The organism is Amycolatopsis sp. NPDC003676 (genome assembly GCF_053587275.1).
In genome coordinates this window covers 1-11507 of record NZ_JBSFNS010000183.1, presented here as the reverse complement: position 1 = coordinate 11507, position 11507 = coordinate 1, and the positions used below count along the sequence as shown (strand labels likewise).

General features: G+C 68.4%; 9 protein-coding genes. 2 read left to right on the top strand and 7 right to left on the bottom strand.

Annotated features, from left to right (window positions below; translation table 11 throughout):
- The 6 genes from ACWDNU_RS43570 to ppgK form a co-directional block, all read right to left on the bottom strand.
- The coding region (locus ACWDNU_RS43570; protein WP_449673165.1) for an ABC transporter family substrate-binding protein at positions 1-1643 on the bottom strand (1643 nt) is incomplete at its 3' end.
- 40 nt (positions 1644-1683) lie between these two features.
- The gene (locus ACWDNU_RS43565) at positions 1684-3816 is read right to left on the bottom strand and encodes an ABC transporter ATP-binding protein (RefSeq protein WP_449673164.1); all 2133 of its coding nucleotides are present in this window, start codon (positions 3814-3816) and stop codon (positions 1684-1686) included.
- Positions 3813-4820 (bottom strand): ABC transporter permease, encoded by a 1008-nt coding sequence (locus ACWDNU_RS43560; RefSeq protein WP_449673163.1) that lies wholly within the window; start codon positions 4818-4820, stop codon positions 3813-3815. Before ACWDNU_RS43560 ends, ACWDNU_RS43565 begins: the two co-directional genes overlap by 4 nt.
- A complete protein-coding gene (locus ACWDNU_RS43555) occupies positions 4820-5797 on the bottom strand; it encodes an ABC transporter permease (protein ID WP_116205697.1) in 978 nt (325 codons plus the stop codon). The genes ACWDNU_RS43560 and ACWDNU_RS43555 overlap by 1 nt, the downstream gene beginning before the upstream one ends.
- Before the next feature lie 606 nt (positions 5798-6403).
- Entirely contained in the window at positions 6404-7837 is a 1434-nt protein-coding gene (locus tag ACWDNU_RS43550; protein ID WP_370938886.1) for an RNA polymerase sigma factor, read from the bottom strand.
- A gap of 223 nt (positions 7838-8060) precedes the next feature.
- A complete protein-coding gene (gene ppgK / locus ACWDNU_RS43545) occupies positions 8061-8822 on the bottom strand; it encodes a polyphosphate--glucose phosphotransferase (RefSeq protein WP_370938885.1) in 762 nt (253 codons plus the stop codon).
- Positions 8823-8886: 64 nt separating this feature from the next.
- Between ppgK and ACWDNU_RS43540 the strand changes: the two genes are divergently transcribed.
- Positions 8887-9714, top strand: coding sequence for an inositol monophosphatase family protein (locus ACWDNU_RS43540; RefSeq protein ID WP_449673162.1), 828 nt, complete (start codon positions 8887-8889; stop codon positions 9712-9714).
- A gap of 38 nt (positions 9715-9752) precedes the next feature.
- On the opposite strand, the gene cei is transcribed toward ACWDNU_RS43540, so the two are convergent.
- Positions 9753-10436 carry an envelope integrity protein Cei gene (cei, locus tag ACWDNU_RS43535; RefSeq protein WP_449673161.1) on the bottom strand — a complete coding sequence of 228 codons (684 nt, stop codon included), beginning with the start codon at positions 10434-10436 and terminating at the stop codon, positions 9753-9755.
- A 509-nt stretch (positions 10437-10945) separates the two neighbouring features.
- On the opposite strand from cei, the gene ACWDNU_RS43530 reads away from it, so the two are divergent.
- Complete coding sequence (locus ACWDNU_RS43530; protein WP_013224476.1) at positions 10946-11254, top strand: DUF4193 domain-containing protein; 309 nt, start codon at positions 10946-10948, stop codon at positions 11252-11254.
- Positions 11255-11507 lie beyond the last annotated feature (253 nt).

The window sequence follows — 11507 nt, the reverse complement described above, 5'->3', positions numbered from 1 at the left end:
GGCGAACCGAAGTTGCCGAGGGTCTTGCGGACGGCGAAGGCACCGGTCGACTGGAAGATCGGAAGCTGGTGGCCCAGCGCCCAGATCTCCTTGTCCGCGGCGTTGAGGTCCGCGGCCCGCTTGGTGTCGTCCAGTTCCTGCGCGGCGGCGTCGATCAGCTGGTTCACCTTGTCGCTGCCGATGTGCCCGTAGTTCTGGTTGACGTTCTTCGGGTCGTAGTAGTAGATGCCCTTGCTGCCGCCGATCGGGAACGAGTTCGAGATCCAGCGGAACAGCGTGAGGTCGAAGTTGCCGACGTTGACGTAGTTCTTGAAGAACTCGGCGGTCGGGACCGCGACGATGTCGATGCCCACGCCGATCGCCTTCAGCTGCGACTGCAGGATCTGGCCGGTCTGCTGGCTGATCGGGGTGCCGGTCGGGATGACCAGGCGCAGCTTCAGCTGCTTGCCGTCCTTGGCGCGCAGGTCGCCGGACTGCTTCCAGCCCAGCTTGTCCAGCTCCGCCTTGGCCGCGTTCTGGTCGAACTTGTACGGGCCGCTGTTGTCCTCGTAGGTCTTCGAGCCCTTGAGGAACCAGTGGTTGCCCAGCGGCGTGGTGTCCTTCTGCATCTGGCCGAGGATCGACTTCGCGATGCTGACGGTGTCGACGCCGCGCAGCACGGCCACCCGCAGGTCCTTGTCCGCGAGGATCGAGGACGAAGCGCCGTTGAGCGTCATGTGCGTGTAGTCGGGGTAGGTCGACTGGCGCACGACCGCGTTCGGGTCCGACTGGGCCCGCTTGAACGCGTTGATGTCGTTGTTCAGGTTGTAGAAGTCGATCTGCCCGTTCGCGAACGCGTCGGCCAGCGCGGGACGGTCCACGACCTTGAAGGTCACGGTGTCCAGCTTCGGCTTGTCGCCCCACCAGTTCGGGTCGCGCTCGAACACCGCGGTCTTGGCGGTGTTGTCCACGTTCTTGATCTTGAACGGACCCGCGGTGATCAGCGCCTTCTGCGCCCACGCCTTGTTGAAGGTGTTCGGGTCGGAGTTCAGTTCCTTCGGGTAGAAGGGCGAGAACAGCGCCTTCCACTCGGCGAACTTCTTGCCGAAGGTCACCTTGACGTCGAGATCGTCAGTGCCCTTCTCGACCTTGGCGATGTCCTCGTAACCGGTGGTGCCGGAGACCTGGTAGGCCGGGTCCTTGCCGTTGAGCACCTTGGCCTGGGCGGCGAAGTCCTCCCACGAGAACTGGCGGCCGTTGCTCCACTTGGCCTTCGGGTTGATCTTGTACTCGACGACCTGCGGGTCCTGGCTGACCAGTTCGGCCGAGGTCAGGTAGTTCTTGTTCACCGAGACCGACGCGTCGGCGTTCTGGGTGAAGATGTACGGCATGATCGCGCCGTCCATGTTGGCGCCGTCCAGCACCGTGCCGTCGACCTGGTTGTAGTTCCAGTTGTCCGGCATCGAGTCGATCGGCCACTTGAAGTCGCCGCCGTCCTTCAGCTTGTCCAGCGGCTGCTCGTTGATGTCCGCGGTCTTGACGCCCGTCGTGCCGGCGTCCTGCAAACCCTTGTCGCCGCCGCCGCCGCTGCCTCCGCCGCAAGCGGCGAGCAGAAGCCCCAGAGCGGCAACGGGGGCCACGAGTGCGGCCATTCTCCGTCGCATGTGTTTACCTTCCTTCTTCTGGTGTGCCAACGGATTGTGGCTACACAACTTCGCGGGTTTTGGCGTAGTGGCACGCGACGTCGTGATCCTGCGCGCGGGATTCGCGCGGAGGTTCGACGTCGACGCACTTCTTCTTGTCCTCTTCGGACAGTTGGGAGAAGACGAAACACCGGGTGCGGAAGCGGCAGCCCGACGGCGGATTCGCCGGGCTGGGCAGGTCGCCGGTGAGGATGATCCGGCCGCGCTCGCGCTCCTTGGCCGGATCGGGAATCGGGATCGCGGACAGCAGCGCCTGCGTGTAGGGATGCTGCGGCGCCTCGAAAACCGTGCGGACGTCGCCGATCTCCACGATCTTGCCGAGATACATCACCGCCACCCGGTCCGCGATGTGCCGGACCACCGAGAGGTCGTGCGCCACGAACAGGTACGACAGGCCCAGCTTGGCCTTCAGCTCGTCCAGCAGGTTGATCACGCCCGCCTGGATCGACACGTCGAGCGCGGACACCGGCTCGTCGAGCACGATCAGCTTCGGCTCCAGCGCGAGCGCCCGGGCGATGCCGATGCGCTGGCGCTGCCCGCCGGAGAACTCCGCCGGATACCGGTCGGCGTGCTCCGGGCGCAGGCCGACCAGCCCGAGCAGTTCCGGCACGCGCTTGGCGATGCGCTCCTTCGAGAACCCGTGCGTGACCATCGGCTCGGCGATGATGTCGCCGATCGGCAGCCGGGGGTCGAGCGCGGCCATCGGGTCCTGGAAGACCACCTGCAGGTCGCGGCGGATCGACTTGCGGTCCTTGCCCGCGAGCTTCGCGACGTCCTTGCCGAGCACCGCGACCGAACCGTGCGCCGGGGCGGCCAGTTCGAGGATCTCCATCAGCGTGGTCGACTTGCCGCAGCCGGATTCCCCGACCAGGCCCAGGGTTTCGCCCTCGACGATGTCGAAGGTGATCCCGTCGACCGCGCGCACCGTGCCGATCTTGCGCTTGAAAACGGTGCCCTTGCTGACCGGGTAGTGCTTCTGCAGGTCCTGCACGTCGAGCACGGTCGAGCGCTGGGCGCGCGGCACCGAAGCGACCGCGGCCTCCTCGATCACCTCGGCGCCGTAGACCTCGGCGGCGTCCGCTTCCGGACGGGCGAGTTCCTCGGTGCGGATGCAGGCGGACCGGTGCGTCGTGTCGACCGGCGCGTTCGGGTTGCCCGGCGTGATCGTGAACAGCTCCGGTTCCGCGGTGCGGCAGGCGTCGATCGCCAGCGGGCAGCGCGGCGCGAACGGGCAGCCTTGGGGCAGGTTCACCAGCGACGGCGGCTGGCCCTCGATCGGCACCAGCGGCTGCTTCTCCCGCGCGTCCACGCGGGGGATCGAACCGAGCAGGCCCAGCGTGTACGGCATCCGCGGCTGGGCGTAGATCGTGTCGACCGGCCCCTGCTCGACCGCGCGCCCGGCGTACATCACCATCAGCCGGTCGGCGAACCCGGCGACCACGCCGAGGTCGTGCGTGATGATCACGATGCCGGCGCCGGTGACCTCCTGCGCGGTCTTCAGCACCTCCAGCACCTGCGCCTGCACCGTCACGTCGAGCGCGGTGGTCGGCTCGTCGGCGATGATCAGGTCCGGGTCGTTGGCGATCGCGATGGCGATCACCGCGCGCTGGCGCATGCCGCCGGAGAACTCGTGCGGGAACGCCTTCGCCCGCGCCGCCGCGTTCGGGATGCCGACCAGGTCGAGCAGTTCGACCGCGCGGTTGTTCGCCTGCTGCTTGGTGACCGTGCCCTTGCCGTGCACCAGCAGCGCTTCGGCGATCTGCGCCCCGACGGTGTACACCGGGGTCAGCGCGGACAGCGGGTCCTGGAAGACCATCGAGATCTTCTTGCCGCGGATCTTCGACAGTTCGGCGTCGGACTTGCCGATCAATTCGCTGTCCTGGAACCGGATCGAGCCCGACACCCGCGCCTGCGGCGGCAGCAGCCCCATCACCGCCAGCGACGACACCGACTTGCCCGAACCGGACTCGCCGACGATGCCGAGCACCTCGCCCGCGGCGACCTGATAGTTCAGCCCGCGCACGGCGTGCACGCGGCCGGACTCGGACGGGAAGGACACTTCGAGGTCGGAAACCTCGAGCACGGTGCCGGTGGGCTTGCCCGTTTCCGCGCTCAGCTCGAGTGCGGCGCTCATGCTTCTGCTCCAACGGTCTTCGTCGACGCGGTCGACTTGGTCTTTTCTTCGATCCGCTTGCGTTCCTTGCGCCGCGACCGGCTGGACGACGGGTCGAGCGCGTCGCGCAGGCCGTCGCCGACGAAGTTCACCGCGAGCACGGTGAACACCAGGAAGCCGGCCGGGATGTAGAACAGCCACGGGAACGTGCGGACCGCGTCGGAGCCCGCCGAGATCAGCGTGCCCAGCGAAACGTCCGGCGCCTGCACGCCGAAGCCGAAGAACGACAGCGACGTCTCCATGATGATCGCGACGCCGACGTTGATCGTCGCGTCGATGATCAGCAGCGACGCCATGTTCGGCACGATGTGCTTGAAGATGATCCGCCACGGGGACTGGCCCATGAACTTGGCGGCTTTCACGAACTCGCGTTCGCGCAGCGTCAGCGTCATGCCGCGGACGATGCGGGCGGTGATCATCCACTGGAACAGCGCGATCAGGCCGACCAGGATCAGCCAGGTCTTGCCGCGGAAAGCCGGCGACAGGATCGAGATGATCAGGAACGGCGGCAGGATCAGCAGCAGGTCGACGACCCACATCGACACCCGGTCGGTCCAGCCGCCGAAGTACCCGGCCGCGGAGCCGACGATCGAGGCCACGCCGGTGGAGAACAGCGCGGCCAGCAGGCCGATGGTGAGCGACTTCTGCAGCCCGCGCATGGTCTGCGCGAACATGTCGCCGCCGATCTGGTTGGTGCCGAACCAGTGCGTGCCGTCCGGCGGCATCAGCGTCGAGGCCGGGTCGAGTTCGTCGTAGCCCCACGGCGAATACCAGCTGTAGGTGAACGCCAGGACGTAGAACAGGAGGATCACGACCAGCCCGGCGACGGCCAGTTTGTTGCGGAAGAACCGGCGGGAGACGAGCTTGCCGCGGCTGGAGGACTTCCCGCCCTGCTGCTCGGTTGCCGTTTCGGTGGCGGCGACGGCCGAGTCGGCGAGGTCGGCCTCGTTCAATGGGGCGGCCATCAGATCCTCACCCTCGGGTCGAGCGCGGCGTAGAGCACGTCCGCGAGCCAGCCGGCGAGCAGCACGCAGATCGCGATGAACAGGGTCACGGTGGTGACGATGTTGGTGTCCTGCTTCTGAATGCCGGTCACCAGCCAGTCGCCCATGCCGTACCAGCCGAAGATCTTCTCGGTGAAGACGCCGCCGGTGATGAGCAGGCCGAAACCGAACGCGAACAGCGTCGCCATCGGGATCAGCGCGGTGCGCAGGCCGTGCTTGAACAGCGCGCGCCTGCGGGTGAGGCCCTTGGCCTGCGCGGTGCGCAGGAAGTCCGAGCCGAGCACGTCGAGCATCGCCGACCGCTGATAGCGGCTGTAGTAGGCGACCTGGGTCAGCACGATCGCCAGGGTCGGCACGATGATGTGCTGCAGCCGGTCGAGCAGGACGTCGCCGAAACCGCCGTCGATCGCGCCGCCTTCGCCCTGCACGATGAAGAACTGGTACCCGTCGAGCAGGTTGTCGTTGACCGACTGCGCGCCCGCCTTGAGGATCGTGGCGATCACGAAGACCGGCGTCGACAGCACCACGAAGGAGAACGTGGTGGCGAGGTAGTCGCTGATCTTGTACTGCCGGATCGCGCTGACCACGCCGACCAGCACGCCGATGATGATGCCGATCGTGATGCCGAGCAGGAACAGCCGCAGGCTCACGCCCGCGCGGCGGAACAGCTCGTCGGTGATCGCCTGATCGGCGACAGTGCGGCCGAAGTCGCCCTGGATGACGCCGCCCAGCCACGTGAAGAACCGGTGCGGGATCGCCTGGTCCAGGTGCAGCTCGGCGGCCTTCGCGTCGATGGTCGCCTGCGGGGCGGGCGGGTTGCGCAGTTTGAGCGCGTCCAGCGGGCTGAAGGACAGAGACGCCAAGGAGAACGCCGCGAAAGTCGCGACGAGGCACAGGGCGATGTAGTTGACGAGTCTGCGGAGGAGGAACCCGATCACAGTTGCCTCGCTTCACCGGGGCCGGAGGATCCGCTCCGAGCCGCCGGGCTTCCCTGGCTCGCTCGCGATTGAGTTTTCGTCGAAAACACTGGGCGGTGCTGCCTTCCAATACTGACGCTCGTTGTGGGCGCAGCCTAATCGCGATCACCCGTTGCGATCTTCGTTTTCAGGCAACCAAACAATCACGATTTCCGTGTTCGGGCGGAGAACAACCGACTTTAGCCTCTTGTCGGGGTCCCGGTGTCGCGGTGGGTGCGCGACTGTGCACCGGCGATGAGTATTCCGGAACGGTTCCGGGGGTTCCGGGTGAACGGTTGTGAACGGGAAACGGACACCCGCGGAACGTCCGCTGCTCGGCGGCGCCGCCGGGAGGCGCTTTCCTCCGCCGGAACCGGGCCCGTGCATTCCGGTTGTGCGGCAGCGTAATTCGCATCGGGATCCCGCGTCTCCGGGTTTTCCGGACCGGCCGGTGTCCACTGTGGCCGGCCGAAGGAAGGATTTCGCGGAATTGCCAGGCGGACGCCGGTCGCGTTGTTGTCGGTAAACGCGAAAAAACCCCGCCGCCGCGTAGTGCGGGGCGGGGTTTCTCGCGGGAACCGGAGAAGCTCAGTCCAGGTAGTCGCGCAGCACCTGCGAGCGCGACGGGTGGCGCAGCTTCGACATCGTCTTCGACTCGATCTGCCGGATCCGCTCGCGCGTGACCCCGTAGACCTGGCCGATCTCGTCGAGGGTGCGCGGCTGGCCGTCGGTGAGGCCGAAGCGCAGCCGGACCACGCCCGCCTCGCGCTCGGACAGCGTCTGCAGCACCGACTGGAGCTGGTCCTGCAGCAGCGTGAACGACACCGCGTCCACCGCGACGACCGCTTCGGAGTCTTCGATGAAGTCGCCGAGCTGCGAATCGCCCTCGTCGCCGATGGTCTGGTCCAGGGAGATCGGCTCGCGCGCGTACTGCTGGATCTCCAGGACCTTCTCCGGCGAGATGTCCATCTCCTTGGCGAGCTCCTCGGGCGTCGGCTCGCGGCCGAGGTCCTGCAGGAGTTCGCGCTGTATGCGGCCGAGCTTGTTGATGACCTCCACCATGTGCACCGGGATGCGGATGGTGCGGGCCTGGTCGGCCATGGCGCGGGTGATCGCCTGGCGGATCCACCACGTGGCGTACGTGGAGAACTTGTAGCCCTTGGTGTAGTCGAACTTCTCCACCGCGCGGATCAGGCCGAGGTTGCCCTCCTGGATCAGGTCCAGGAACGCCATGCCGCGGCCGGTGTAGCGCTTGGCCAGCGACACCACGAGCCGGAGGTTCGCCTCCAGCAGGTGGTTCTTGGCCCGCTCGCCGTCGCGCACGATCCACTTGAGGTCGCGGCGCATCTGGGTGACGAGCTTCTCGCCCTCCTCCTCGGCGGTGCGCACGCGCTCGGCGGCGTAGAGCCCCGCCTCGATCCGCTTGGCGAGCTCCACCTCCTCCTCGGCGTTCAGCAGCGCGACCTTGCCGATCTGCTTGAGGTAGGCGCGGACGGAGTCGGCCGACGCGGTGAGCTCGGCGTCCTTGCGCGCCTGGCGCAGCGCCTCGGACTCTTCCTCGTCCCACACGAAGTCCGGGTTGTCCGAGGACTTGCCGCCCTTGTCCGCCGCCGCGGCGCGACGGCGCGCGGCGGTGGACGTGGCCGCGCCCGCGGGCCCTTCGGTCGTTTCGGCCTCGTCCGCGTCGTCGGAATCGTCGTCATCGTCGTCGGTCTCGTCGTTGACCGTTTCGTCGACGACGTCGACCTCGACCTCTTCGAGATCGGACAGGTCCGGGCTGTCGAGTTCGGCCTCGTCGAGGTCGACCGGGCCGTCGGGATCGCCGTCGTCGGTCTTCGCGCCCTTCGCGGCGGCCTTCTTCGCCGGAGCCTTCTTGGCCGGAGTCTTCTTCGCGCCTGCCGACTTCGCGGCGGTCTTGCGCGCCGGGGACTTCTCCGCTCCGGTGGCCGCCTCGTCGGCCGGCTCGCCGGCTTCGGTCGCTGTCTTCGTCCCGCCTCGGGTTGCGGTTCTTGCGGCTGCCACTTACGCCCTTTCGCAGCGGTCGATCATGACGAGCCGAGATGTCGCCACCTCGGCTGCCTCACATTCGGGGAACACGCCTCGGCCTGCGGTTTTGCCTCCGCAGCTCCTGCGCCGTGTTCCATTGTAACGACGTCGGCCCACTGCGTCGCGAAGCGATCACCCTCCGGCCCCTGCCCGGCGCCTCCCGGTGACCGGTCCGAGACCCGCCGCGGGGCCTCCCCGCTCAGTGCCCGGCGCCCTCCGCGGCGGCCGCGGCGGCCCCGACGATGCCCGCGTTGTTCTGCAGCGACGCGACGACCACCGGCGTGCGGATGTCCAGCAGCGGCACCCACTTCTCGGCCTTCTTGCTGACGCCGCCGCCGACGATGAACAGGTCCGGCCAGATCAGGTTCTCCAGCACCGAGAGGTACCGGTGCACCCGCTTGGCCCACTGCGGATACGACAGGCCCTCGTTGTCCTTCACCGAAGCGGCGGCGCGTTTCTCCGCGTCGTGGCCGTCGACCTCCAGATGGCCGAATTCGGTGTTGGGCACGAGCTTGCCGTCGTGGAACAGCGCGCTGCCGATGCCGGTGCCGAAGGTGAGCAGCGCGGTCACGCCGGTGCGCGCGGCCGCGTCGCCGAAGCGGATCTCGGCGAGGCCCGCGGCGTCGGCGTCGTTGAGCATCGTGACTTCCTCGACGCCCTTGCCGAGCCGCTTCGCGAAGAGCGCCTCGGCGTCCGTGCCGATCCACTTGCGGTCGATGTTGGCCGCGGTGTGCGCGGTGCCCTTCTTCACGACCGCGGGGAGCGTGACGCCGACCGGGCCGTCCCACTCCGCCGCGCGGACGATCTCGGCGACGACGTCCGCCACCGCGTCCGGCGTCGACGGCTGCGGCGTTTCGATCCGGTGCCGGTCCCCGATGAGCTGTCCCTGTTCCAAATCGACCAGCGCGCCTTTGATCCCGCTGCCGCCGATGTCGATTCCGAAACCTCGGGTCGCCGTCACTGACGTGGTCCCTTCTCGCACGATTCAGAAGTCTGCTGCGGAGACTTTAACCGGATGTGATGACATGGCGGGCGTGGGAGTTGACGAGGCGATGCCGAACGACCTGAAAGACACCGCCGAGCAGGTCGCGGTCGAGGCCGCGCACCTGGTCCGGACGGCATGGGTGCGGATGCAGTCCGGCGGCGAGGTCGCGGTGGACACGAAGTCCGCGGAAACCGACGTGGTGACGGCGGTGGACCGGGAATCGGAGGAACTGGTCCGCGCGCGGCTGGCGCGGATCCGGCCCGGGGAACCGGTGCTGGGGGAGGAGGGCGGCGGTTCTGTCGGAGGAGGGGTCACCTGGGTGGTCGACCCGATCGACGGGACGGTCAACTTCCTTTACGGCTTGCCGGCCTTCGCGGTGTCGATCGCCGCGCAGATCGACGGGGTGTCGGTCGCGGGAGCGGTCGTGGAGCCGGTGAGCGGGCGGCGCTGGACGGCCGTCCGGGGCGGCGGTGCGTGGCTCGACGGCAACCGGCTGTCGGTGTCGAAGGCGGACCGGCTGGATCTGGCGCTCGTCGGGATGGGGTTCTCCTACGCACAGGACCGCCGGGTCCGGCAGGGCAGGCTGACGGCCGATCTGGTCGGGCGCGTGCGCGACATTCGCCGCGGGGGAGCGGCCTCGCTGGACCTGTGCGCCGTCGCGGCCGGCTGGCTGGACGGATTCTTCGAACACGGCCTGCACCGCTGGGACTGGGCGGCTGGGGCCCTGGTGGCGCAGGAGGCGGGCGCGACGGTGCTGCTGCCGGGCGAGGCGGCGGATCTGGGGGAGGACTCGACGTTCGCGGCGTCGCCGGGGATCGCGCCGGAACTGCGCGCGGCGCTGGCCGCGGGCGGTGCGGCTGAGGTGTGACCGCGGGTCGTGCCCGCTGACCTCGTTCGCGGACGAGGTCAGCAGGTGACGGCGCGGGCCGAAGCCAGGAGCGTCTGGTCGATCACCGGCGCGCCGGGACTGGCGGACTGCTCGCTGCTGCCGCCGCCCTGGTGCGACTGCGACCAGGTGGTGAGCTGCTTCAGGATCTTGACCGCCTCGGGGCGCGGCTGGATGTCGGTGAACAGCTTGCCGGTCGCGAGGTCGACGGTGGCGTCCTTGCGGGTGTCGTGGACGAGTTCGGCGCAGGGGATCACGAGGCTGACCGTGCGGGCCGCGGCGGCGCCGTTGTCGCCGTAGCGGATCTGGCCGCGGCAGCGCGCGTCGCCCTTCGGGTACGCCGGGTCGTTGCCGGGGTCGCCGATGGCGGTGAAGCCGAGATCGCGGAGCGCGTTGGTGGCGATGCTGCCCTGCCCGCGCGTGCTGCTCGCGTTGAGCACCTTCAGCGCGACCTTGTCCGGCGGCATCGGCGAGCGGTCGTCCAGGCCGTTGTGCGGCACCGACGTGTAGGTGATCCCCGGCGGGGCCTTGGGCTCGGGACTGCAGCGCACCGCCTCGTCGACGTCGCCGCGGCCGACCACGGCGTTGACCCAGACGAACACCGCGCCCAGCGCGAGCACGCCGATCACGATCAACGCGGGCAGCGGACGGTGCTTGCGATAAGGCCGCGCACCACGGTTCCCCGACCCGTTCCCCGACGCCACCTGCCCCGTCCCTTCCCCTCGCAGAACCGGCCGCGGTAACCCCGCCGCGCCTCGCGGTAACCGCCAGCGTACGCACCGGCGTGGTAGCCGGTGAGCCTAGGCGCTGGCCGCGGCGCGCGGTGTCGCGGGTCACCTTCACCCGTTCCGCGTAATGCCCCTCCGTGGCGATCGCACCACGGACGGCTCCGGGGGAGCAAGCGGACACGGCCGCGAGGTGACGTTCGCGACGCCGGGGCAACCCGAACGGAGGACAGGCGTCTCACCTGCGCGTTCCCCCTCCCGGGTGACGCTGGAGCAGCAATGTCCGACTCGGTGCGAGACGCGCCCGGCGGTGAGCTACCCTTCCCGGGCTCCGGCCGCCGGACGAGGTCAACCAGGTTGAGACCTGGGTCACTCGCAGGCCGGGCACAAACAGGGGCGCTGGAACGTTGACCAGCGGCACGACCGGTATCGGGCGCCTCCGGAACCGGTGCAGGACGACACGCTGAATCGCAGGGGTGAGGGACACCATGGCTACCGACTACGACGCTCCGCGCCGCAGCGAAGCCGACGAGCTGGCCGAAGACTCGTTGGAGGAGCTGAAGGCTCGGCGCAACGAGAACCAGTCCGGCGTCGTCGACGTCGACGAGGACGCGACCGCGGAAAACTTCGAGCTTCCCGGCGCGGACCTCTCCGGGCTCTCCGGGGAAGACATGACCGTGAAGGTCGTGCCGAAGCAGGCGGACGAGTTCACCTGCTCGGTCTGCTTCCTGGTGCACCACCGGAGCAGGCTCGCCGAGGACAACGGCGGACGGCTGATCTGCCGCGATTGCGCCTGACCTGGGGATTTTCTTCGGGGAGATCTAGGGGAGATTCACGGGGTCAGCGTTTTCGCGGTCTTGGGAAGGACCGGGTAAGCACGGGGGTCGGCCATGCGGTCGGCCCCCTTACTCGTGTTCTGGGGTGTTCGCGTTCGGCTCGTCGCCTGGCGGCGACATTGCCCGCGTTCGGCGCCCACCACCCCGATGCCTTCATTGTGCTGACGGTTCGGGGGTGCTTGTCAAGGCGGGAAAGATGCCTTGACAAGCACCC